Below are 23,214 nucleotides of genomic sequence, written 5' to 3'. Positions count from 1 at the left end.
GGGTGGTGACGACGCGCCCCGAGCTGCGGGGCACCTTCGGCGCGGTGTCCTCGACGCACTGGCTGGCCTCGGCGGCGGGCATGGCGACCCTGGACGCCGGCGGCAACGCCTTCGACGCCGCCGCCGCGACCGGCTTCGTCCTGCAGGTGGTCGAACCCCATCTGAACGGGCCCGGTGGTGATGTGCCGATCCTCTTCTTCGACGCCCCCGCGGGCCGCGCCCGGGTCATCTGCGGGCAGGGGCCGATGCCGCAGGCCGCGACGCCGGCAGCCTTCCGGGCCCTGGATCTGCCCCGGATCCCCGGCTCGGGACTGCTCCCGGCCACTGTGCCCGGGGCGTTCGGAGCCTGGCTGAGGCTGCTGGAAGAGCACGGCACGATGCGCCTCGGGCAGATCCTCCAGTACGCCATCGGCTACGCGGCGGACGGCTACCCGGTCCTGCCGAAGGCCGCCGAGGCCATCGGCGTCCTGACTGAGTTGTTCCGCGACGAGTGGGCGGAGTCCGGCCGCACGTACCTGGTGGACGGAGCGGCGCCCCGTCCCCGTTCCCGGCTGCGCAACCCGGCCCTGGCCGAGACCTTCCGGCGGATCCTCAAGGAGGCCGAGGCCGCGGGAGCCGACCGTGAGCAGCAGATACGCGCCGCTCACCGGGCCTTCTACGGCGGTTTCGTCGCCGAGGCCATCGACGCGCACCTGCGCACCGACATGCTGGATGCGACCGGACGCCGTCACCGGGGGCTGCTCACCGGCGACGACATGGCCCGCTGGGAGCCGCGTACGGAGGCCACGGCGAGCCGCGGCTACCGGGGCCTGGAAGTGCACAAGCCGGGCCCCTGGTCGCAGGGCCCGGTCTTCCTCCAGCAACTTGCGCTGCTGGAGGGATTCGACCTCGCGGCGATGGGACTGGACAGCGCCGACCACCTGCACACCGTGATCGAGTGCGCCAAGCTGGCGTACGCGGACAGGGAGGCCTGGTACGGAGACCCCGACTTCACGGACGTACCACTGGCCGCGCTGCTGTCCGACGGCTACGCCGCCGACCGCCGCCGACTGGTCGGCGAGTACGCCTCCGACACGCTGCGGCCCGGCACCCCGATGGTCCGACCACCGCGGATCCCACCGCTGGATCTGGCCGATCCGCCCGTCGGACCGTATTGGCAGGGGCAGTTGTACGACGGACTGCCCACGGTGGTCCCCCCGGTGGTGGCGGCGACCGAGGCGCGCGGCGACACCTGCTGTCTGACGGTCACCGACCGGCACGGCAACATGGTGGCCGCCACGCCCAGCGGCGGCTGGCTGAAGAGTTCCCCGGTGGTCCCCGGGCTCGGCTTCCCCCTGGGCACCCGGGGCCAGATGGCCTGGCTGGAGGAGGGCCACCCCAACTCCCTGGCACCGGGGAAGCGGCCCCGTACGACGCTGAGCCCCACCCTCGTCCTGGAGGAGGGCCGTGCGCGGCTCGCCTTCGGCACCCCGGGCGGAGACCAACAGGACCAGTGGACGCTGGGCTTCTTCCTGGCCCACGCCGATTTCGGACTCGACCTGCAACGCGCCACCGAGACGCTCGCCTTCCACTCCGAGCACGTCCCGTCCTCGTTCACGCCCCGCACGCACAGGCCGCTCGCCGTAAAGATCGAGAGCCGCTGCTCCGACACTGTCGCCTCGAACCTCGACCGTCGCGGGCACGTTCTCGTGTCCGTCCCGGACTGGTCACTGGGCAAGGTGTGCGCCGTGGGCATCGAACCGGGCGACGGCCTGCTGCTCGCCGCCGCCTCACCGCGCGGCGAGCAGGCCTATGCGGTCGCCCGATGAACCACCGGAAAGGATTCCCGAACCCGTGTCCCTCCCCGTGGACGAAACCATCCCGCCCGGCCGCGCCCCGCAGGTCGGACTGCACCACCTGGCGGTCGAGACGGCCGACCTGGACAACTGTGTCGCGTGGTACACCGAGTTCTTCGGCGGCGACGCCGCCTGGACCCTCGACACCTTCTCCGACCTGACCCGAGACCGCCTGCCCGGCATCACCCGGCTGACCGAGGTGGTGGCCGCCGGCACCCGGTTCCACGTATTCACCCGCTCGGCCCCCTATTCCCACCCGCATCCGGACACGCTCCAGTTCCAGCACGTGTGCATGACCGCCGCGACCGCCGAGGAGCTACGGCAGTGGCGGGACCGCTGGCAGCGGCTGTTCGCCTCCGGACGCTATGTCTTCGCCCGCCCCGAACCCCCGACGGAGATCGTCGTGGACTCCGACGGAGTGAGCAGCTTCTACGCCTACGACGTCAACGGGCTGGAGTACGAGTTCACCCACATACCGGCGGAGGCCGAGGGACGGTGAGCGCGCTGGACGGCAACTCGACCACCGGTCTGCTGGAAGCCGGCGTCGCCGAGTTCGGCGGCCGCGCCTACGGGCTCGAACCCCTGGTGCTGCCGCCCGCCCCGGTGCCCAGCAGCGGCGACGACCACCTGACGCGACGGTACGCGGAGCTCCTCGGCATGGGGCCCGGCACGGGTACCGAGCCCCCAGGTGCCCTGGGCGCCGCGGACTCCGCGGAGCAGTTGTTCTGGTTCCGGTGGATCACTGGTCACCAACTCAGCTTCATGCTCTGGCAGGAACTGGCGCGGCGGGCGGACGAGGCCGCGATCCCGGCGCCGCCGGACGAGGTGGCCGCGGCGGCCCGCCTGGTGCGCGGCTACTCGGCCATGCTGCTGTACACGGCGTCGTGCACCCGGGACGTCTACCACCGGATCATCAGGCCGAGCATGGCACTGCACCACCCGGCGTTCAGCGGAGCCTGGGCACGTGACTACGGCCCCGTACGGGGCCTGTTGCGCGGTCGGCTGCCCGCCGCCTGGGACGGCCGCGCCGACGCCCTGCTGGAGGAGTGCACGCTCAACGAGGTCGTGCACGAGGGTATCGCCGCGAAGCTGGTGCCCGACGCCCCCTCGTTGCTCCAGTCGGCGGCGGGCAACGGCCGCCCCCTGCCGCGCGATGTCCGGGCGGTCCTGTTCGACACGTACTTCCTCACTCTCCGGGCACCTTGCTCGCCCGCGGAGGTCGCCGCGCAACTCCTGCGCCGGGTACGGGTGGTGCGGGACGACTTGACGGTCAACGGCTTGTATCCGGCGACTACAACCAGCCGGGCCGAGAGGCCGGACGCGCTGCGGACCCCACGTGTCGAGGAGATCGAACGCGCTGTTCCACAGCTCCTCGGCAGCATCGCCCGGGACTCCGTACGGCGTTCCTCCTCGGAGTACCCCGGCCCTGTCCCGGCCCCCTCTCCGCCCCCCACCCGCGCTTTCGAGCACCCGTTGGAAGGAAGCGGCTCCCATGGCGCATGACGTGATCGTGGTCGGCGGCGGCATAGCGGGCTGTGCCGCCGCCGAGCGACTGGCCGGCCAGGGGCTGAGCGTACTGCTCCTGGAGCGCGGCGCACTGGCCGGCGGTGCCACCGGCCGCAACCAGGGCGGTCTGCTGCCGAGCCCGTTGCCCGCCTGCGCCGGCCTTTTCGCCGAGGCGGTCGGCTACTACGAGCGGAGCGAGCGGGAGAGCGAAGTACCCTTCCGGTTCCGTCCGCATGGCTATCTACTGGTCGCCGCGGACGCGGACGGCATGGACCGGGCCCGCAACCACGGTCACGCGCTGTCCCGGGCCGGGTTCCCGGCCCACGAGGTCGACCCGCGTGAACTGCGTGAACTGGAACCCGGCCTGGCCCCCGACCTGGCGGGCGCGGTGGTGGTCGAGGGGGCGTACGCCCTGCACCCGGTGCTGGCGGCCGCGGCGCTGGCCGGGCGGGCCGTCCGGGCGGGCGCCGAGATCCGCACGCACACCCCGGTCCGGGGGCTGACGACGGAGGGCGACCGGGTCACCGGTGTGGTGACGGACGGCGGGCCGCTGGCGGCGGGGGCAGTGGTGCTCGCGGCGGGGCCGTGGTCGCGGAGCCTGGCCCAGCAGGCCGGAAGCGATGTGCCGGTCTTCGGGGCGCGTGGCTGGCTGGTGCGCACGGCACCGGTCACGGGTGCGGTGTTCCGCCATACGCTCATGCAGTCCACCTGGCACGGTCCGGCCGGTCTCAAGCGCAACGGACCACCCCTGCTGGCCGACATCGCCGCTCCCGCGCCGGCGACGGACCCCCAGGTCGTCTTCTCGCTGCAGCCGTTGCCGAGCGGGGAGGTCGTGCTCGGTTCCAGCAGCGGCCCGGCGCTGCAACTCGACGACGTACGGAACGGCGAGGAGGCGGTGGCGCTGATCGCGGCAGCGGCTGCCCGGCATGCCCCGGTACTGGCCAAGACACCGGTGCGCGCGGCGTGGTCAGGGGTACGCCCGATGTCCCCCGACGGTCTGCCCGTCGTGGGCCCGGCGCCCGGTGCTCGGGGGCTGTGGCTGCTCACCGGGTTCGGCATAGACGGTATGCCGTTGGCACCGGGCACGGCCCGGCTGCTGGCGGAACACCTGGTGTCCGGCCACCACGCGGCGGACGCCGAGCCGTTCGCCCCGGAACGGTTCGACGAACGGGGGAACCGGGAGAGCTGACCGCGCGAGCACGCGAGAGGCGGTGTGGACCGGGAGTCCCGGTCCACACCGCCTCTCCTCGCGCGCCCACAAGCGGGCGGCCGGCTTCACCCGGCGGGGCGACAGGCCCGGATCACGAGGACAGTTCCTCAATCTTCGGGTTCACCAGCTCGACGAGTTGCGCGGCATCGATCCGTACGGTGCGGTCGGCGCGTCCGCTGCCGCAGTACACGATGCCCATGCGGGTCACCGACGCGTCGAAGACGATCACGACGCCCGGCAGGTCGCACACGGGGCTCGCTCCACCGGGTTCCATGCCCAGCAGGCTCAGCTCACCGGGTTCGGCCTGCCGGAGCTTGGCGCGGGACACGCCCGCCGCCCGGGCCAGCCGACCGTAGTTGACGCGTCCGGTGACGGGCAGGGCGGCGAGCACGAAGCCGCCGTCCGCGGTCCTGAACACCATGGTCTTCAGTAATTGCTCGGTGGCGAGGCCGAGTTTGGTCTCGGCGTCCTGTCGTCCCACGATCGGGACGTGGTCGAGGACGGTGAACGGTACTCCGGACTTGCGGAGCACCTCCTCGGGTGACAGGACACCGGTGGGCTCCGCGGGCTGCGACATCTCACTCCTCGTCGGATGCGTTCGGCCGAGAACGGCCGGCGTCCGTCACGCTACCGCTCGACGGCCACGCGGCGTACCGGCGCAACCCGTACAGCAGCGGGGCCCGTCCGGGTTCGGTGGCGACGCTGACCCGGAGCACCCGGCCGAAGACCACAGTGTGGTCCCCTATCCGCCGCACACCGTCGACCCGGCAGTCGCCCACGGCATGCGCGGCGTCCCGCAGGTGCGGGCCGGCCGCCGCGGTGTCGGGTAGATGCCAGGCCGTCCGCCGAAACCGGTCCGGGTCACCGGATGCGAACAGCTCCGCCACGTTCTGAGCGGAGTGGTGCAGCAGGTTGACGCTGAACGCCCTGGTGCATTCCAGCGCTTCCAGCGTGGGGCTGCCGCTGCGCAGACACACCAGGAGCGTCGGCGGGCTGAGGGAGACGCTGCACAGGGAGGAGCAGGTCATACCCCAGGGCCGACCGGCACCGTCCAAGGCCCCGAGTACCGCGACACCAGTGGGGAACAGGGACATCAGGGCTCGGAAGTCGCCCTGATCTGCGGTGGTTTCCTCAATGGCCGTGGTGGCCGCGTCAGGCCTCGTCATGGGACAGCTCCTCGGACGCGGGGTGAGGCGGGAAGTCGGTCTCGGTGCTTGTGCCGTGGCCGGTGGAGGGATACCGGTGGTCCACGGCCGACAACAGCGGGCCGGTGGCGGCCGTGGTCACCACCGCCATCAGCGCCAGGGCGAGAAAGAGCCCGGAAGAGAGGATCCCGGCCGACAGCCCGGCCTGCAGCACGGCGATCTCCGTCAGGCCACGGGTGTTCATCAGCACCCCGAAGCGCAGCGCCGTCCCGGTGGGCAGCCGCGCGGCACGTGCGCCGGCGTAGCCCCCGCCCAGTTTGGCGGCCGTGGCGAGCAACAGTACGAGGACGAGGGTCGCCCAGGAGAAGCCGTCCGCCCCGTCTGCGGACATCTGGAGGCCGGCCGTCACGAAGAACACCGGGACGAACAGCAGTCCGCACCGCTGCACGGTCCGTACGGTCCTGGTCCGCGGCCCCCATTCGCCGTCCTGGGGCACGGCGAGCCCGACCAGTACCGCACCGAAGATCGCTGTGAGCCCCGCCCGCTCCGTGGTCATGGCGGCCGCGACGGCGATCGCGCACAGCGCGATCGCGGCGGCGACCGGCCACCGGGCGCACAGCCTGCCAACGGCCGTCCTGCCGAGCAGCCACCGCAGGGTCAGGGCGGCCATCGCCCCGGCGATGATCACTGCGGCCGCGCGGACGAACCGTCCGCTGCCACTCGCGGCGGCGGCCAGTGCGGCGGTCAGGACCAGCCAGGTCAGGGCGTCGATGGTGACGGCGACGAGGAGAGACAGTCGGCCCTCGGTGGTGTCTGCGATGCCCCGGTCGGTGAGGATCCGCGCCAGCACCGGTACGGCAGTGACGGCGAACGCGGCGGCGAGCAGCAGCACCAGCGCCGCGGTGGGCGCCGTACCACGATCCCCCGGCTCGTCCCGCCACACCACCCAGCCGGAAACCAGCATTCCGGCGAGCAGCCCCGGCAGCAGTGAACCGGCGAGCAGCCAGCCGTACGAGCGCGGCGATACCTCGCTTCGGCGAGGCCGCGCGCTGTGCCCGACGCCTGTCAGGTACAGCGCGAGACCGGCCAGGCCGACGGTGTGCACATGGTCGGTCACCTCGGCGGGCAGAACCGTACCGACGAGGCCGGGGCCGGCCGCCGTGGTCAGGACGGGGACGACGATCAAACCGAGGGCGATCTCCCCGATGACGGGCGGCTGGCGTACCAGCGTCGCCGCCCGGCGGGCCGGCCGGGCCACGACGAGCACCACGGCCAGCACCGCCAGGGCGTGCAGGGCGAGCTCCATCAGCGCAGCCTCGAGAGGTACTCCACCTGGCTGGGCAGGGTGTCCACCAGCTTCTGCGCCTGTTCCCGGACGCGGGCCAGTTCCTGTCGGGCCGCGCGGGTGTCGACCAGGTCCAGTGCGGGCGGGTGGCGAAGCGGGATGCCGCCGAGGCCAAGGGCCATGCAGACGTAGCTGTAGGGCTCGAAGGCGTGGTAGTAGGGATAGGTGGTGTCGTTGTCGGGGAGTTTGCTCTGCCACTGCTCCAGGCGCGTCGCCATGGCGTCGGGTACCGCGCGCTTCTTGGCGTCGCGCCAGTAGTCGTTGTCCACTCGGGCGGCGCCCCGGTAGTGCAGGATCAGAAACTCCCGGACGCCCTCGATGGCCCTGGCCGTGCTGAGGTTGTACGTGTCGCGCAGCACCGGGTCCCGGTCCGTGCCGGGGAAGTACCTGACCAGTTGTTCGATCGCGTGCTGGATGAGGAAGATACCGGTCGACTGCAGTGGTTCGACGAAGCCGGCGGACAGCCCGATGCCCACACAGTTGTTGACCCAGGCCCGGTTGGAGCGGCCGATCCTCATCCGGATGTGGTTGGCCTCCAGGTCCGCGGCGGCGGGCCCGACGAAGTCGCGCAGGACCCGCTCGGCCTCCTCGGGCTCGCAGTAGTCGCCCGCGTAGACGTATCCGGTGCCGATCCTGTCGTACAACGGGATCGTCCAGATCCATCCGGCGTCCTGGGCGGTGGCGGTGGTGCACGGCCTGATGCCCTGCACGGCGGTGTCGACGGGGACCCGCAGCGCGACCGCACGGTCGTTGGGGAGGGCGTCCTGGAAGGAGATGAACGGCTCCTCCAGGGCGTCGCCGAGCAGCCGGCTGCGGAAGCCCGAGCAGTCGACGTAGATGTCGGCGGTCAGGTCTCCGTGCTCGCGGGTGCGCAGGCCGCCGATCCAGCCCTGCTCGTCGAGGTGTACGTCCACGACGTCGTCGATGATCCGGCGGACGCCCCGGTCGACGGCATAGCGGCACAGGAAGTCGGCGAGGAGGGAGGCGTCGAAGTGATACGCGTAGGGGAACTGGGTGTTCTGCTCGGCGAGCGTGGTCCTGTACAGCGGACGGCCGGGACTCTCGTCGAAGTCCTGCTCGAAGAGCCGGTGGTCCAGGTACCTGGGGGACGCCTTCGCGTCGCAGAGCCAGGGTATGAGGAAGCAGTCCCGGTCGAAGCGGTCCGTCTCACCGGCCTTCTGCCACCAGTCGGTGAGCGGCACGCCGTCCACGACGCGCATCCGTTCGAACGGGTGGTAGAAGTATGTGCCGGGCGCCCGCCAGTTCTCCAGCCGCACCGCCAATTTGTACGTGGCGTTGCATTCGGGCATCCAGTCGGCCTCGCTGAGACCGAGATAGTCGAAGAAGTGGCGGACCGTACTGAAGGTGGCCTCCCCCACCCCGATGGTGCCGATCCGCCGGGACTCCACCAGGGTGACGTCGACGCTGTCCGCGAAGGCCGCCCGCAGGTAGGAGGCGGTCATCCACCCAGCCGTTCCACCGCCCAGGATCACCACTCTCTGTGTCATGCCTGGTGACCCTAGGCGTGGTCGCGTGGCGTCGTCTTCGGCAGATCGGACGGACCACGGCTGCTCCCCGCGTCGAACGGACTAGGCCGAAGTGACCAGCCCCCTCCTTATGCACTTGCCAATGAAATGTGGCGAAAAAACACGCGCCCCGAGTCGCAGCCGTGAGACATGATGAGGTGCTGTTCGATTCTGTCCATCGCTGCAACTCGCGGCGCAGGGGGGCTCGTGAGCAAGGCTCGATCCGACCGGAATCCGACAGTGGAAGGCCTGGTCGACGGCGAGAAGCCGGGACCATTACGCGTTTTCCTCATCGACGACTCAAGCCTGGTGCATGCCGGGCTCGTCCATGTTCTGCGAGGCCATCCCGACCTCGTCCTCGTCGGCAGTGCCCGCGACAGCCCGACGGCACTCGAAGCCACTCTCGACTGCACGTTGGACGTGCTCGTGATCAACACGGCCTGTCGGTCCATCGACGTCGCGCACCTGATGCACCGGGCCGTCCAACACTCCGGTGCCGGAGTCTCGCGCATGCTGTTGCTGACCAACGACGCGAACGACCCCATCCGCACGGAGGCGGACAAACTGGGTGCCGGGGGCGTGGTGCTGGCCTGGGAGGAGCCTGACTTCCTGGTGTCCGCCATCAGGCTCGTCTCCGGGGGATATCGGATCAACGTAGCCGACCAGGGGGAGCCCGACCGCGCTCCGCCCCACAGGCAGCCCGTCCGCCGTTCGGCGCTGGACCTGCTCACTCTCCGCGAGCAGCAGGTCCTCAAGCTTCTGGCACGCGGTATGAAGAACGCCGAGATCGCCGGTGAACTGGTGGTCAGTGAGAGTACGGTCAAGACGCACGTACAGAACTTGCTGATCAAACTCGGCCTGCGGAACCGGGCCAGTGCGGTCGCGGTCGCGTACGAGTTGGGCATCACCGGCCGGCCGAGTGGGCGGGTCGACGTGGCCGAATGGGTGGGCTGAAGAGCCGTCCACACCGACCACGGCGGTCGCGTCGACCGCGCCGCCACCGGCCCCGACGACCGATGTCGTTCGACACTCCCTGGGGAACGCATGCGAATCCTGATTCTTGGCTTCTACCACGGCCTCGGACATGTGGTGCGATGTGCCCGGGTGGGCGCCGAACTCGCCGCTGCCGGGGGTGAGGTGCTGGTCGGTACGGCCGAACCCGCCCGGCAGATCGTCGCCGCGCGCGGGCTCGACTCCTTCGCGGTGAGCGAGTTACCTCCCTTTCCGCCCCGGCGGCCGGACGAGGAACCGCCGCCTCTGCCCCCCGACGGCCGGATCCGGCTCGCAGACCCCGACTACCTGCGGACAGCCCTGGCCGAAGAGCGGTCTGCCATAAGGGAGTTCGGGCCCGATCTGGTGATCGTCGACTTCCGTGTCACGGGCGCCGTCTCGGCGGCGCTGGAGGGCGTACCGGCCGCCTGGATGGTGAACACCGGCTTCTTCTCGATTCCTTTTCCGCAAGTTGTCCGGGATGTCGTACCGGAGCTGGAGAGACTCGGTGTGCCGCCGAAGACCGCGCGTCGATTCCTCGGCGACGTCCTGTACATCCCCGACTGGTCGCGGTTCGATCCGCTGTCGGGCATCGACTCCGCCGAATCCAGCGCGGCCCTGCGGGAGTTGAGCGAGATCCGGCACGTCGGTCCGGTACTGAAGGAGTCGCCCGCCCGGATGCCTTCCCGGGCCGAGGCCCGCAAGCGGCTGGGGGTGGAGGGGGACGCTCCCCTGGTGTACATCAGCCTCGGCGGTACGGCTCAGGGGTTCGCCACGCTCTGCGAAATCGCCCCTCGACTGGACCGGCTGCCTGCCCGTACGGTGCTGGTCACCGGCCCCAACATTCCCCTGGAACGGCTGCCGGACCAGACCGCTGACCTGGCCGTCGGTTACACGGAGGACAGCATGCTCTGGACCAGGGCGGCCGACCTCTTCGTCACCCACGCCGGACACACTTCCACCATGGAAGCACTCTGTCTGGGCACTCCGCTGCTGGCAGTCCCGGGCCATGCGGAACAGGAGTGGAACGCCTCGCGGGCGGTCGCGCTCGGCGCCGGCGAGATCCTTCCGGCACACGCCGTGGTCGACGATTTCCTGCCCACTGTGGAACGTCTGCTGTCCGACCGGTTCCTCGCCGACCGGGCACGAGACGTCGCCGCCGTACTCGGCGCCCACGACGGTGCCACCGCCATGGCCGCCCACGCCCTGGACTTCGCCGCTCTGGCCGCACTGGAGCGGGGGCCGAGGTGACGAGACCTTCATCCGCGAAGCCGTCCACGCCGCCGGAGAACGCGGCGGTGCCAAGGAGTTCCACGGTGCCGGAGCTGACCGTCGTCGTCATTGCCAGGGACGACACCGCCGCCGTGCGCCGACTTGTCGAGTCCCTCGGCCGCGGCCGGCAGGACACTGATGCACCGTACGAGGTCGTCGTCGTGGACGACGGATCCGCAGTCCCTCTGGCGCCGGGCGTCGACGACCTGTCCGACGACGTGCGGCTGCTCGTCGTGCGCCGGGACGGCACCGGCAACCGGGCGGCGGCAAGGTCGGCGGGGGCTGCGCGGGCCCGGGGCCGGTTCCTGGCCTTTCTCGACGCGGACCAGGAGGTGCCCGCCCATTGGGTTGCCGAGCACCTGCACTGGCAGCGCGCGCTCCCGGCCGCCGTGGTCGTCGGCCACCGACGGCACCGCGTGGAACCTGACTCACCGCTGTGGACACCCGAGGTGCGCACGCGTGTCACGGCCGAGTTCTCCGAGAACTACAGCCGCATCGCCGCTGCCTGGTACCTGCCCTTCAGCTGCAATCTGTCCGTCCCGGCGGCCGTGTACGACAAACTCGGCGGCTACAGCGACGAGTTCACCGGCTGGGGCTTCGAGGACCACGACTTCGGCTACCGGGCCTGGGCCGCCGGTGTGCCCACCGTCCACAATCCTCGCGCGTGGAGCTGGGACTTCCACCATGTCGTTCGCACCGATGCCGCCCGCATCGCCGAATGGGAGGCCAACCGCCGCACGTTCCTGGCCAGGCATCCCGAACCTCACGCCCGGGCCGCCGGCCTGATCGACAACTACCCCTCCGGCAGGCGTTCCTCTCCCGGCCAGGAGTGGCTTGACTCCTTCCGCCGCTTCGACGACGAACTCCGCCGGATCGACTCCCTGCCCGCCCTCGTGCCCCCCATACGCACCCTGACCGTACTCTCACCGGCCGACGCCGAGCACGTACGACGACTGCTGCAGGACGGGGAACCACTGCGGATCGTCGACGGACTGCGTGACTCCGGCCTCGCCCTGGAGATCCACCGCGACGCCCTCACCCACATCGAGTACCGCACCGTGACCGCCTGACAGCACCGCATCCGCTGGGACTTGATGTCTGCCATGAGTCGTCTGTTGCGCTCGCCGTACGGCCTGTGCCTGCTGTTCGTGTCCACCATGACCGGCCTGATCAGCGTCGGCTACCCGGTCGCCCTGCAGGCGGCCGGGTTCGCCAAGGGCGACATCGCCGTCTTCTTCGTCGTCGATTCCGTGACCGCGTTCGCGCTGGCGCTCACGGCCTCTCGTCCCGCGCCACTGCGGCACGCGCGCCCGCTGCTGGTCGCGGCGCTCCTCGTCGGCGCGGGCGGGCTCCTCCTGGTCGGCGGCCGGTCACTGCCCCTGGTGTGCATGGGAGGAGCGCTGTCGATGGCGGCCGCGGTGACGATGCCGTTGATCCTCCGCCAGATCCAGACCGCGTCGAGGACCGCCGCGCTCTCCGACGCCGTGCTCGCTGCGGGTACCCGCTGGATCGGGGTCGCCGGGTATCTGGCGGGGGTCGCCGGCTTCGGCGCCTCCGCTTCCCTGACCCCGCTGTGGCCGGACTGGACCCCGGTCCACGCGGCGGTCCCTCTGCTGCTCGCGGCCGCCGCAGTGGCCGCGGTGGGCTCCCGCTCGGACGCCGCCGCCACCCGGACGGCCCCCGCCAGAAGCGGGCCCGAGGCGCCGGTGACGCCGACGCCCGGTCTTCTCCTGGTTGTCGGGGTGACCTCGATCGTCCTGCTCAAGGCCGCCGACAGTGTACGGCTGATCTACCTGCCGCTGTTCGTGGTCGCCTCCGGCCGGGACGAACGGCTGATCAGCGTGCTCTTCCTCGCCACCGCGGCGGTCGAACTCCTCGTCCTGCCGCTGCTCGGCCGGCTCGGCGAGCGCCGGTCCGCGCCGCTGCTGCTCGGCGCGGCAGCCGTGATCGGCGTCCTTTCCTTCACCGTCAGCGCGGCCTTCTCCTCCGTCGGTTCACTACTGACGTCACAGCTGCTGTACGCCCCGTTCACGGCCGCCCTGCAGGCGCTCGGCCCGCTGCTCCTCGGCCGCCTCCTGACGGGCGGCCTGCCGGCCGGTGCCGGGCTCTTCGCCGCGCTGATGCAACTCGGCTCCCTGATCGGCATCCTCGCCCCGCTCGCTGTTCCCGGTTACAGCCCCGGTCTGTTCTGGGTCGCGGCCGCCTTCTGCACAGTGGCGGCGGCCGTACTGCTCCACGTGCGCTCCACGCCCTCCCTCTTACCTCGCCCCGCAGGAGGAACAGATGACGCCAGTGCGCCGGCTTCCCTCTGACGCCCGCCGCCGTATCTCCGACGAGCCCCTCCACCGCGTCACCCCGGGCCGCCTGGTCCAGCCCGTCGACGTCGATCTGGCCCTCCCCGAGCACGCGCGGGCAGCGGTCGACGCGTTACCCGGCTGGTACGCCCATGGCCGCGCGGCCGCCGTCGAACGGGTGCGAAGAGGTCGCCGCCTCGGTATCGAGGAGTTCGTGGTGCGGATCACCGACTCCCGGCCCGGCGCGTGGCGGGACCGCATCGACGCGCACGCCGCCGCCACAGCCCTGCTCGTCCGGGAGACACCGCCCGGCACCCGGTGCACGGTCGACCCGTTCGCCCTCGCCCTGAATCCCGACGGATCGTGGGGCGTCCGCGCCCACGGCGGGGGCATCGACGTCCCCGCCACTTACGCGCTCATACAGGACACCGCCGCGGCGGTCGCCACGGTCGGCGCCCACGGCATCGTCACCCTCGGCCGGTTGCCCCGCGAGGTCGAGTACACCAGGTCGGGCATCGCGTCGGTCGACGGCTCGACCCGTATCTACTCGTTCTCCCAGAACAGCGAGACGAGCACGGCATACGTGTATCTGTCTCCCGAGCACCGCGACACCGGGCAGAAGATCCTCCCCGGGAACCTGCCCGAGATGACCCTCTGGGCGCTCCTCGATGTCTTCCAGGGCACCCAGGTCTCGGTGACCAAGCCGCTGGAGAGCTTCCACGTCACCCTCGACCTTGTCCGCCACATCCAGCACCGAGAACTCCTCGACCGGCTCCTCCGAACCTCGATCGGCCGTCTCGTCGCACCGCCCCGCCCAGCAGAGCCTCCCCAACCGCCGGAAGACGCCCTGCAGTTGCTCGACGCTTTGCTGGCCGACCTGGACACACTGGTGAAGCGGCTCGGCCGACTCGAACTGTACGGCTACACGGTCTCGGGCTCGACCCGCGCCCTCGCCCACCTGGCCGGTGCGGACGGTACGGCTCTCGCCCGTGCCCGGCTGCTGGAGTCCTGGACGAACTGGCTCGCCGCCGCCGACGACCCCGGCAGCCGGATCATCGACCGCAACGCCATCGACTATCTGGCCGGCGGAATTCTCGGCGCCTGACCGTCAGTGTCAGGTCTCCTGCGCATGCCGGTGTGCGCCTCAGCCTGTCTCAGTCCCGTCCGCTGAACGCCAGACGGACACCCAGGCCGATCATCACGACGCCCGACCCTCCACCGATCCACGACAGCCGACGCGGCGACCTGGCAAGCCAGTTGCGGGCCGTTCCGGCAAGGAGGCCCCAAGTGGCGTCGGACACCAACGCGATCAGGACACAGATCATGCCCAGCAGCAACAGCTGCACCTGGGGCTTTCCCGCCGAAGGATCGACGAACTGCGGCAGCACCGCACCGAAGATCAGCAGGCCCTTGGGGTTGCTCACCCCGACAATGAAACCTTCCCGGAAGATCCGGCCCGGACGGCTCACCTCCGGCGCGGTCTGTTCCTCCACCATCAACAGCTTGCGGTGCCGCCAGGCCTGGACACCGAGGTGGACGAGGTAGAGAGAGCCGGCGAACTTCAGGATCGAGAACACCAGGAAGGACCGGGCGAGCACCTCCCCCAGCCCGAACGCCACCAGCGTCACCTGGACGAGCAGACCCGCCTCGTTTCCCACCGCAGTCGACACAGCGGCTCGTCGGCCCAGCGCCACCCCTCGGCTCACCACGAACAGGACGCTCGGCCCCGGCACAGCGATCAGCACGGTCACCACGGTCAGGAAGACAGTCAGACGCTCTAATCCGATCACCCGCACAGGATAGGCACCACGACTCCAGCGCCCCGCCGTTTCGGCCAACCCAGTGAACCGTGCCGACTTGCGGTCCTCAGCACCTACCGGATCCATAAGAACTTCTGTTCTTACGTAGTGTACTTTTGTTCTTATGGATGGGATGGGAACCCCCGACGAACTGGAGACAGCAGACGGCCGGGGGCGGCGCGCACGGCGCCACGATCCGCAGCGCAGGGAGCGGATCCTGGACGCCGCGCTGGAGGTACTCGTCGCGGACGGGGTGGCCGGCATCACGCACCGCAAGGTTGCCTCCCGTGCCGACGTGCCGTTGGGCTCGGTCACGTACCACTTCGCGAGCCTGGCCGAGCTGCGGACTCAGGCGTTCGCCTGGTACGTCGAACAACGGACCGCCGAGTACGAAGCCCTCTTCACCGAGGTGACCACGCGCGAGGAGCTGATCGATGTCCTGGTGGACATGGTCCGGGGAGGACCGTCCCGGCACCGCAGTGCGGTCCTCGGCTTCGAGCTGCACCTGGCCGCGCTGCGCGATCCCGGCCTGCGCGCACTGACACATGAGTGGACCAGGGCCAGCCGTGCCGTGCTGGCCCGCTTCACCGGTCCGGAGACCGCCGCACGCCTGGACGCCCTGCTGGAAGGGATGATCATGCATGCGTTGCTGTCGACGGACCGGGAACCGCGGGAGACGACGCGGACGGCCATCGCGCAGGCCCTCGGCTACTGCTGATCGCGGTCGGCGGCGTGCTGGTGCTGCCACTGGCCGGGCCCGTCGTCGCACGCGTCGGGCCACGACGGGCCGTCACCGTGGTGGCCCTGCTCGTCGGTGTCGGTCTGCGCGGTGGCGTTCGGCCTCGCCCTCTGGCCGCCGCTGCTGTTCATCGGGCTCTTCTACGCGAGGAAGCGGCCGACGCCGCCTCCGACGCGCACGCACGCTCAGCACACCGAGGAGAACACCTTGCCGACCCGCACACCCTTGATCAAGGTCAGTGACACGGAACTGGACGACCTCCGCGCCCGGCTGCGGTCCACACGATGGCCCGAGCCCTGGCCGGTCGACGGCTGGGACGCCGGAACCGACATCGAGGAACTCCGCCGCCTCGTCGCCCACTGGGCCTCCGGCTACGACTGGCGGACCCACGAGGCCGCCATCAACGCGCTGCCGTCCCACCTCGTCGACCTCGACGGCATCCCGTTGCACTACCTCCGCTACGACGGCGAACACTCCGACGCCCTGCCGATCGTGCTCACCCACGGCTGGCCCAGCACCTTCCTGGAACTCACCGCCCTCGCCGAACGGCTGGCCACCCCCTCCCGCCACGGAGGAGACGCGGCGGACGCCTTCACCGTGATCGTCCCCTCACTGCCCGGCTTCGCCTTCTCCCCCCAGCGCCCCGCCCTCAGCCGATCCGAACAGACCCATGACCTCTGGCACCGGCTGATGCACGACCACCTCGGCTTCCGGCGCTACGCGGCACACGGCGGAGACCTGGGCGCCGGCATCACCTCACGGCTCGCCGAGGCCCACCCCGAGGCAGTCGTCGGCATCCACCTGCTCGCCGCCGCGGCCCCGGCCGACCACGACCCGGCCGGACTCACCCCGGAGGAGGAGGCCCACCTCGCCTCCGTCTCGGCCTGGCAGGCAGAGGAAGGCGGCTACATGCACCAGCAGAGCACCCGCCCCCTCACGCTCGCCCCCGCCCTGACCGACTCACCCGCCGGGCTACTGGCCTGGATCACGGAGAAGTACCGTGCGTGGAGCGACTGCGGAGGCGACCTGTCCACCCGCTTCAGCGACGACTTCCTCCTCACCCAGGCGTCCCTCTACTGGTTCACCGGCACGATCTCCACCTCGTTCCGGCCCTACTACGAGTACGCGCACAACCTGACCCGGCGCGTGCGACGGGTGGACGTACCCACCGCTCTCGCACTCTTCCCCGCCGACCTGAGCCGGCCGCCGCGCAGTTGGGCCGAGCGCACGTACCACATCACCCGTTACACCCGCATGCCCCGCGGCGGACACTTCGCCGCCCACGAGGAACCCGGCCTGCTCGCCCACGACATCACCGAATTCTTCCGCGCCCTCCGCCCACCGCGGCCCGCGGCTCCGCGCGCAGGTTGCGGGCGCGGGCGTCGATCGCCGACGGCGCCAGGACGGCGCTTTCGGTGAGCATGAGCGTCGCGGCGTTGATCCAGCGGCCGAAGTATCCGTCGTCCAGGTAGGCGGCACGGTCCAGGCGCTCCAGTGCGTGCCGGAAGGCGTCCGGGTTGACGCCGCCCGACGCGACGCGGCTGGACAGAATCGCCAGCGCGAACGCACGGCCCTGCCAGGGCTCCTCGAAGACCGGTTCGCCCTTTCTCGGCGGATGCATGGGCCCCCACCCCAGGGTGCCCCCCATATCGGCAATACCGTCCACCGCATGGCCTCTCATATGAGTGCAATGGCACCATGTTTACGCATATCGGGCCCGGCCCGCCATTTGGTCCACGCCGCCGGAACACGTGAATCTCCGGCCTCTGTTCGATGCCGGTCGGTCACAGGGCCGGCGGCCGCACGGGTCGCCGAGCCGGCCGGCCTGCCAGTTGACTTCAGTGGTGCCCAGGATGGATGGAAGACACTGCTTGGTTGCCGTGCCACCACCTCACCGAGGCGGGTTGCGATGATTCGGATGCGTCAGTTCACCGCGTGGTTGCGTCGCCGGGATCCGGGCCTCGCCGCCATGCGGCGGGCGGCCAGGACCGCGGTGGTGATGCCGTCCCTCTTCGCGCTGTGCACCCAGGTCTTCCACGCGCCGGTCACGGGCACCTACGCCGCGTTCGGCGCGTTCGCGATGCTCCTGCTGGTCGAGTACACCGGCCCTGTGATGCAGCGGCTGCGCGCGCATGCGGCGCTCGGCGCGGCCTGGCTGGTGCTGGTCTCACTGGGCACCCTCGCGTCGCGGTCGGTCTGGGTCGCGACCGCGGCAACGCTGGTGGTGGGCTTCGTCGTGCTCTTCTCGGGCGTGGTCAGCTCGGTCCTGGCCGGCGCCTCGACTTCGCTGCTGCTGGCGTTCATCCTGCCGGTGTCCTCGCCCGCCCCCCTGACCCAGCTGCCCGACCGGCTGATCGGCGTGGTGCTGGCGGCCGGGACGTCCATGATCGCGCTCTGGCTGTTGGGGGCGAGGACGCAGGCCGATCCGCTCAGCGCCCCGGCGGCTCGGGTCTGCCGCGCCGCGGCGGTGCAGTTGCGCACCGACGCGGACTACTTCACGGGCCGTGCCGCCGGCCCCGCCTTCGGGGAGTGCCGTGCCTGCGCCCAGGAGACCAGGTCGAGCACACAGAACCTGCGGCAGGCGTTCACCGCCACCCCCTACCGGCCCACCAGCCTGTCCACCGGGTCCCGGGCACTGGTCCGCCTGATCGACGAGCTGACCTGGCTGAGCGCGATCCTCGTGGAGGCCGCCCCCGCCGTCGAGGACCGTTCGTCGGGCACCCGGCAGTCCTCAGTGGTGCGCGGGGCCGCCGCCACCGTTCTGGAACGGGCGGCGGAGATGCTCGATGATCCGCGCGTCACGCCGGACCGCCTGCGCGCCGGGGTGGAGCAGCTCCGTCATGCGTTGACCACGCTGGAGGACGGGGCGGTCGAGCGGCTGCCGATACCGGACGGCGGCTCCGGCGGCAGGCGTGGCCTCGGCACCCTGGTCGACAGCCTCGACGTCACCTTTCGGGCTCAGGAGGTGGGCTTCGTCGTCCTGCAGATCGCCTCGAACGTCGACATCGCCCGGACCGCCGATCACCGCAGCTGGCCGGACCGCCTGCTCGGCCGCGAGCCCGGCTCCACGGCCGGCAGCCTGGCCAGCGCCGCGGAACGCGCCGCCGCACATGTCGAGCCGCACTCGATATGGCTGCACAACAGCATCCGTGGCGCCATCGGCCTGGGCGTCGGCATCGCACTGGCCAACGTGACCGGCGTCCAGCACGGCTTCTGGATCACGCTGGGCACCCTGTCGGTGCTGCGTTCCAACGCTCTCAGCACCGGGCAGAAGGTCTTCCGCGCCCTCGGCGGCACCCTGGCCGGCTCGCTCCTGGGCGCCGGTCTGCTCCAGCTCATCGGACACGACACGACCGTGCTGTGGATCCTGCTGCCCGTCGCGGTGATGGCCGCGGGCGTCGTCCCGGCCGCGATCTCGTTCGCCGCCGGGCAGGCGGCCTTCACGCTCACCCTGGTCATCCTGTTCGACATCGCCAAGCCGGCGGACCTGTCGGTCGTCCTGTTCCGTATCGAGGACATCGCGCTCGGCTGTGCGGTGAGCCTGGTCGTCGGCCTGCTGTTCTGGCCGCGCGGCGCGTCCGTCGCCCTCGCCGGGGCATTGGCGGAGGCGTATGTCGCCAGCGCGCGCTATGTGCTCGGGGCGGTGGGCTACGCGGTGTCCTGCTGCACTTTCAGGCCCGAGACCGTCGAGCGCCCGCAGGAGGGCCGCCGGGCGGCGGCCGCGGCACGCCGACTGGACGACGCCTTCAGGACCTACCTGGCCGAGCGCGGAGCGAAGGACGTCTCGTTGTGCGAGACCACGACTCTGATCACCGGTGTCGTAGGGCTCCGTCTGGCCGCCGACGCGGTCCTGGAGCTGTGGCGGCGGGCCCCGGGCGGCCGACCGCTCGAGGACCGCGCCGCCGCGCAGAGAGCGCTGCTGGGCATGGCGGAACGGGTCTTCCAGTGGTACGAGAGCCTGGCCGAGGGGCTCGAGAACGAAGGGCCGGTGCCGGAGCCGCTGGAGTCCGACCGGGAGCACAGCGCCCGGCTGGTCCAGGCGGTTCGCCGTGAGCTGCGTGATGCGGACGCGCGGGCGGCGGGGACCGGTATCCGCCTCATCTGGACCGGCGACCATCTGGAAGCGGTGCGGCGGCTCCAGTCGCCCATCGCGGCGGCAGCCGGCCACGCCGACGCGCGCGTTGCGTGACGGGATCAGTGGGACTCGGTCCCCAGCTGTTCCCAAGAATGATCAAGGGCCGGTTTCGGATGTCTCCGAAACCGGCCCTGACCTGCGACTGTCTCCAGTCGCGACGACAGGATTTGAACCTGCGCCCCCTTGACCCCCAGGAGTAGGCGGCAAGGGCGTTTTCCGGATATGGCCGATTGAAATGGACGACACCTCGGTCGGCGATGGTGAATCGCAGCTCGGACGCTCCCAGGCGACCTTCGGCGGCGAGGAAGCAACGCCGTGGCCGCCACCACGGCGAAGATCTGCGCCATGCGCTCCGCCGAGTGCAGGTCCTTGAGGAGGACGGCAAAGATCACCTGGTCCGCCAGGGCCAGCACTCCGGTCAGTGCGGTCAGCCGCAAGCGGAACGACAACAAGGCCACGCGTCACGTACCACCGCCGGCGGCGACTGTGCCGGGCGCTCACCGATGCCTCCGTGCACGCAGGTCCAGGTCTCCCTGCAGGGCGAGGCCGAGGGCCAGACCGGCCGCGCCCAGGACCAGAACCAGCAGGAATGCCCAGAAGCCGCCGAAGTAACCTGCGAAGCCCAGGGCCATACCGGCCGCGAGGCCCGTCGTCGCTGTGTTCATCATTCACTCACCCGTCTCGCGGGCGTCGTCCCTGTGCTCACCGCTCACTCCGGTGGAGCGCGGGATCACGCCGGATCACCTCACGCGGCCCTCATCGGGCCCTGGCTCTTCCTCCTCGTCGGGGAGGTGGACGTCGTCGACGGCGATGTTCACCTCGACGACCTCCAATCCGGTCATCCGCTCCACAGCACTGATCACGTTGGTGCGCACGTCGCCGGCGACAGCGACGATGGAGACGCCGTACTCGACGACGACGTCCAGGTCCACGGCGGCCTGGCGCTCGCCGACCTCGACCTTCACCCCTCGTGTGACGCTCCCGCCTGCGCCGGGGACACGCTCCCGCATCGCGCCGAAAGCACGGGCCATCCCCGCTCCCAGGTTGTAGATGCCCGGTACCTCACGGGCAGCCATGCCCGCGATCTTGGCCACCACGCTGTCCGCGATGGTGGTCTTGCCCCGTGTCTCCGCCGGGGCCCCCGCCCCAGTAGGGCCCTTGAGTGCGTGTGCGCCTCCGTCGGGCCGGCTGTCCCGGCCGATGCTGATGCTGTTGTCCGTCATGGGGGTCGCCTCGATCGGTCGGACGGACACCGGTGTGATGCCCGCCGGAGGGTTGGACATGTCGGACCATCCACTCCTCACACCCGCGAGATGTGAGATGCATCACATCAATGGGCCCGGGTGCACGCCCGTTCCAAGCCCTGAGCAGGAGCGTCATGAGCGAACCGACCGGCCTCCCGCCGCCGGAATGCGACCTGCCGGACAGGTTGCTGGCCGTGCGGGCGGCCGAGGGGGACGAGGACTCCTTCGCTGTTCTCGTCCGGCGGCACAGCGGACCCCTCCTGGCCATGGCCTACTGCATGCTCGGCAGCGTCCAGGACGCCGAGGACGCCGTACAGGAGGCCTTCGTCAGCGCCTGGCGGCGACTACCGGAATACCGTCACAGTGCCGAGTTCCGTACCTGGATGTACCGCATCACCGTCAACCGCTGACTGACCGTGCGACGCCGCCGGCTGCCGCCCCTCCCCCTGGACGCCGTGCCCGACTCGGCTACGAGTGACGAGTCGAGCTCACCCGCCCGAACCGCCGAGCAGGAGGCGGCCACGGCCGCCCTGGCCCGCGCCCTCGGTGAGCTGGACGCCGGACAGCGGGTCTGCTGGATCCTGCGGGAACTGCAGGGACTGCCGTACAAGGAGATCGCCGCCGTGACACACACCAGAGAGCAGGCGGTGCGCGGCAGACTGTTCAATCAGTTTCTACCGGTGGCGCCAGCCGTGACCGGACCCGGGGACCGTCACCGGCTTCCCTCGGAAGCATCCGATCGAGTACGGATACTCGCCGTTGAGGTGGTAGTGATACATGACGACTTTGTGGCCGTCCCACATGATCGCGTGCGTGTGGCCGTGGCAGACGTCCAGGTCCTTGTTCCTGACGACCTTTCCGTCCTCACCGCGCGGCCCGTAGATCCCGAAGCCGTCGATGGCGTACCCCACGAGTGGCGAGTGTCGGGTACGGGCATGCGCCGGCCCCTTGGAAGCCTTGCCGAAGCAGGTCTGCGAGGGGCCGTGGTAGTGGTACTGCGTCTCGTAGGGATGCCCCCAGCAGCGATCGAGGGGCAGGGCCGCGTTCGGGTCGACCGGGCGGTCCTGCGCATCGGTGGCCACCTCCAGATGGAAGGTGCCGCCCGCCAGAGCCATCCCTGTCGTCAACTGGTCGATGCACGTGGGCTTGGCTGAGACGGACGGATTACGCGGGACGGTGACGTCGAGGTTCCACGCCTTGATGGGGATCGCAGCGGCATTGGGATACCCGTGCGCGGGAATCTCCGCGTAGTACTTGTAGGCGGGGGTGCCCTTTCGGACGGGGAAGTGCCCGGTGGAATGGTCAGGGAGCCCGTTGCCCTTGAAGTGCCTCACGGTCCCGGTCGTCGTCACCCGCAGTCTGGCGCGCCAGTGCATGGTCCCCGACACGAAAGGTCGCTTGAGCACGTCGATCACGCCGTGCGCGTCGATCCACGGGCGATCGGGCCGGGTGAGCGTTCCCCCACGACAGGCGTAGAGGGTGTTGCGCCCGGGTGACGCGATCGACGTACCGGTAGGCGGTGTGTACAGGCGCATGATCGGGGTGTTCCCACCCTCGTTCCACAAACCCGCGCCCGCCCGTACGGGATGAGGCACAGCAGCGGAGCCGGCCGGAGCCATCGACGGACCCAGCAACATGCAGACCGCACCGGCTGTCACCGCAACAGGCTTGAACAGGCCGTGCATGAAAGCTCCTCATCTCGACAAGGACCGGAAGACCTCACCTCGGCGACCCACCGCCCCGCCGCCCGCCCACCTCACCATGTGCGCATGCCGCAGTCCCACCGACACGAACGGGCAACCGAGTGAGCACTCGGCCTGGCTCCATCGCAAGGTCCGGGTGGACGGCGGCGGCCGCTGGCACCCCGCCTCGGCGTGCAAATCACCCAACGCGTCCCTGGGCCGTGAGAGTCCGCTCCGCGGCCCAAGCACTGGACTGGGTTCCGACCTGCCCGAAGATCTTTCGCAGGTTGTGGCATGCGGCGAGTAGCCGCCATTCGGCGCAGGCGCCTGCTTCGCCGCGTAGCAGGCGCCCGCGGCCGCCTCGGCAGGTCATGATCTGCCCGAAGACGGGTTCGACGACGAACGCCCGGAAGGTCTTCTTCACCGCCACCGTCGGCGCGATCTCCGGCTTCACCACCGTCGCCGGATCCACCTCGAACAGGCCATCCCCAC

General features: G+C 70.6%; 22 protein-coding genes and 2 pseudogenes. 13 read left to right on the top strand and 11 right to left on the bottom strand.

All coding sequences use genetic code 11. The annotated features are described in order from the left end of the window. Positions 1–5: 5 nt before the first annotated feature. The 4 genes from ACIP4X_RS21490 to ACIP4X_RS21475 are packed head-to-tail and all read left to right on the top strand — an operon-like array spanning position 6 to position 4,530. Positions 6–1,808 carry a gamma-glutamyltransferase gene (locus ACIP4X_RS21490; RefSeq protein ID WP_391454678.1) on the top strand — a complete coding sequence of 601 codons (1,803 nt, stop codon included), beginning with the start codon at positions 6–8 and terminating at the stop codon, positions 1,806–1,808. Positions 1,809–1,833: 25 nt separating this feature from the next. Beyond that, on the top strand, positions 1,834–2,334 hold the full coding sequence (locus tag ACIP4X_RS21485; RefSeq protein ID WP_391454679.1) for a VOC family protein: 501 nt from the start codon (positions 1,834–1,836) through the stop codon (positions 2,332–2,334). After that, the gene (locus ACIP4X_RS21480; RefSeq protein ID WP_391454680.1) at positions 2,331–3,338 is read left to right on the top strand and encodes an L-tyrosine 3-hydroxylase; all 1,008 of its coding nucleotides are present in this window, start codon (positions 2,331–2,333) and stop codon (positions 3,336–3,338) included. The genes ACIP4X_RS21485 and ACIP4X_RS21480 overlap by 4 nt, the downstream gene beginning before the upstream one ends. Beyond that, positions 3,328–4,530, top strand: a complete 1,203-nt coding sequence (locus tag ACIP4X_RS21475) for an FAD-dependent oxidoreductase (RefSeq protein WP_391454681.1) — start codon at positions 3,328–3,330, stop codon at positions 4,528–4,530. The genes ACIP4X_RS21480 and ACIP4X_RS21475 overlap by 11 nt, the downstream gene beginning before the upstream one ends. A gap of 112 nt (positions 4,531–4,642) precedes the next feature. Here ACIP4X_RS21475 and ACIP4X_RS21470 read toward each other — a convergent pair whose 3' ends face one another. Genes ACIP4X_RS21470 through ACIP4X_RS21455 form a run of 4 tightly spaced genes read right to left on the bottom strand, consistent with a single transcriptional unit; the run spans position 4,643 to position 8,549 of the window. Next, positions 4,643–5,128, bottom strand: a complete 486-nt coding sequence (locus ACIP4X_RS21470) for a YbaK/EbsC family protein (RefSeq protein ID WP_391454682.1) — start codon at positions 5,126–5,128, stop codon at positions 4,643–4,645. A gap of 1 nt (position 5,129) precedes the next feature. Next, positions 5,130–5,717, bottom strand: coding sequence for a flavin reductase (locus tag ACIP4X_RS21465; RefSeq protein ID WP_391454683.1), 588 nt, complete (start codon positions 5,715–5,717; stop codon positions 5,130–5,132). Next, positions 5,704–7,002, bottom strand: coding sequence for a cation:proton antiporter (locus ACIP4X_RS21460; RefSeq protein WP_391454684.1), 1,299 nt, complete (start codon positions 7,000–7,002; stop codon positions 5,704–5,706). The genes ACIP4X_RS21465 and ACIP4X_RS21460 overlap by 14 nt, the downstream gene beginning before the upstream one ends. Then, the gene (locus ACIP4X_RS21455) at positions 7,002–8,549 is read right to left on the bottom strand and encodes an FAD-dependent oxidoreductase (RefSeq protein WP_391454685.1); all 1,548 of its coding nucleotides are present in this window, start codon (positions 8,547–8,549) and stop codon (positions 7,002–7,004) included. Before ACIP4X_RS21455 ends, ACIP4X_RS21460 begins: the two co-directional genes overlap by 1 nt. Positions 8,550–8,774: 225 nt before the next feature. On the opposite strand from ACIP4X_RS21455, the gene ACIP4X_RS21450 reads away from it, so the two are divergent. The 5 genes from ACIP4X_RS21450 (at position 8,775) to ACIP4X_RS21430 (ending at position 14,228) form a co-directional block, all read left to right on the top strand. Continuing rightward, complete coding sequence (locus ACIP4X_RS21450) at positions 8,775–9,521, top strand: LuxR C-terminal-related transcriptional regulator (protein WP_391454686.1); 747 nt, start codon at positions 8,775–8,777, stop codon at positions 9,519–9,521. A 90-nt stretch (positions 9,522–9,611) separates the two neighbouring features. Continuing rightward, positions 9,612–10,808, top strand: a complete 1,197-nt coding sequence (locus ACIP4X_RS21445) for a glycosyltransferase (RefSeq protein ID WP_391454687.1) — start codon at positions 9,612–9,614, stop codon at positions 10,806–10,808. 65 nt (positions 10,809–10,873) lie between these two features. Beyond that, the gene (locus ACIP4X_RS21440; protein ID WP_391454688.1) at positions 10,874–11,899 is read left to right on the top strand and encodes a glycosyltransferase; all 1,026 of its coding nucleotides are present in this window, start codon (positions 10,874–10,876) and stop codon (positions 11,897–11,899) included. A 33-nt stretch (positions 11,900–11,932) separates the two neighbouring features. After that, complete coding sequence (locus ACIP4X_RS21435; protein WP_391454689.1) at positions 11,933–13,141, top strand: hypothetical protein; 1,209 nt, start codon at positions 11,933–11,935, stop codon at positions 13,139–13,141. Continuing rightward, positions 13,113–14,228: a hypothetical protein gene (locus ACIP4X_RS21430; protein WP_391454690.1), complete on the top strand. Its 1,116-nt coding sequence runs from the start codon at positions 13,113–13,115 to the stop codon at positions 14,226–14,228. Before ACIP4X_RS21435 ends, ACIP4X_RS21430 begins: the two co-directional genes overlap by 29 nt. Positions 14,229–14,277: 49 nt before the next feature. Here the strand turns inward: ACIP4X_RS21430 and ACIP4X_RS21425 are convergent, their stop codons facing one another. Continuing rightward, complete coding sequence (locus tag ACIP4X_RS21425) at positions 14,278–14,913, bottom strand: LysE family transporter (RefSeq protein WP_391454691.1); 636 nt, start codon at positions 14,911–14,913, stop codon at positions 14,278–14,280. Positions 14,914–15,055: 142 nt separating this feature from the next. On the opposite strand from ACIP4X_RS21425, the gene ACIP4X_RS21420 reads away from it, so the two are divergent. Continuing rightward, positions 15,056–15,640, top strand: a complete 585-nt coding sequence (locus ACIP4X_RS21420; protein ID WP_391454692.1) for a TetR family transcriptional regulator — start codon at positions 15,056–15,058, stop codon at positions 15,638–15,640. On the opposite strand, the gene ACIP4X_RS21415 is transcribed toward ACIP4X_RS21420, so the two are convergent. Then, positions 15,631–15,792 (bottom strand): hypothetical protein, encoded by a 162-nt coding sequence (locus tag ACIP4X_RS21415; RefSeq protein ID WP_358730511.1) that lies wholly within the window; start codon positions 15,790–15,792, stop codon positions 15,631–15,633. The genes ACIP4X_RS21420 and ACIP4X_RS21415 overlap by 10 nt on opposite strands. 76 nt (positions 15,793–15,868) lie before the next feature. Between ACIP4X_RS21415 and ACIP4X_RS21410 the strand changes: the two genes are divergently transcribed. Continuing rightward, entirely contained in the window at positions 15,869–17,080 is a 1,212-nt protein-coding gene (locus ACIP4X_RS21410) for an epoxide hydrolase family protein (RefSeq protein WP_358730509.1), read from the top strand. Here the strand turns inward: ACIP4X_RS21410 and ACIP4X_RS21405 are convergent. Then, on the bottom strand, positions 16,974–17,282 hold the full coding sequence (locus tag ACIP4X_RS21405) for a hypothetical protein (protein WP_358730507.1): 309 nt from the start codon (positions 17,280–17,282) through the stop codon (positions 16,974–16,976). The two genes, ACIP4X_RS21410 and ACIP4X_RS21405, sit on opposite strands and share 107 nt — an antisense overlap. A 297-nt stretch (positions 17,283–17,579) precedes the next feature. On the opposite strand from ACIP4X_RS21405, the gene ACIP4X_RS21400 reads away from it, so the two are divergent. Next, positions 17,580–19,850, top strand: a complete 2,271-nt coding sequence (locus ACIP4X_RS21400; RefSeq protein ID WP_391454693.1) for an FUSC family protein — start codon at positions 17,580–17,582, stop codon at positions 19,848–19,850. A gap of 443 nt (positions 19,851–20,293) precedes the next feature. On the opposite strand, the gene ACIP4X_RS21395 is transcribed toward ACIP4X_RS21400, so the two are convergent. Both ACIP4X_RS21395 and ACIP4X_RS21390 read right to left on the bottom strand, forming a co-directional pair. Continuing rightward, complete coding sequence (locus ACIP4X_RS21395; RefSeq protein ID WP_401349984.1) at positions 20,294–20,461, bottom strand: hypothetical protein; 168 nt, start codon at positions 20,459–20,461, stop codon at positions 20,294–20,296. A gap of 75 nt (positions 20,462–20,536) precedes the next feature. Next, on the bottom strand, positions 20,537–21,019 hold the full coding sequence (locus ACIP4X_RS21390) for an Asp23/Gls24 family envelope stress response protein (RefSeq protein ID WP_391454694.1): 483 nt from the start codon (positions 21,017–21,019) through the stop codon (positions 20,537–20,539). A gap of 155 nt (positions 21,020–21,174) precedes the next feature. Between ACIP4X_RS21390 and ACIP4X_RS21385 the strand changes: the two are divergent. Continuing rightward, positions 21,175–21,705: pseudogene (locus tag ACIP4X_RS21385) on the top strand (RNA polymerase sigma factor); the annotation flags it as partial. A gap of 9 nt (positions 21,706–21,714) precedes the next feature. Here ACIP4X_RS21385 and ACIP4X_RS21380 read toward each other — a convergent pair. Both ACIP4X_RS21380 and ACIP4X_RS21375 read right to left on the bottom strand, forming a co-directional pair. After that, a complete protein-coding gene (locus ACIP4X_RS21380; protein ID WP_391454695.1) occupies positions 21,715–22,725 on the bottom strand; it encodes a YHYH protein in 1,011 nt (336 codons plus the stop codon). Positions 22,726–22,921: 196 nt separating this feature from the next. Next, a pseudogene (locus ACIP4X_RS21375) lies at positions 22,922–23,131 on the bottom strand (hypothetical protein); the annotation flags it as partial. Positions 23,132–23,214: the final 83 nt, after the last annotated feature.

The organism is Streptomyces sp. NPDC088817, assembly GCF_044750345.1.
In the GTDB taxonomy this organism is placed as follows: domain Bacteria; phylum Actinomycetota; class Actinomycetes; order Streptomycetales; family Streptomycetaceae; genus Streptomyces.
The sequence above is the reverse complement of the archived record's forward strand: the minus strand, read 5'-3'. Positions and strand labels throughout refer to the sequence as shown.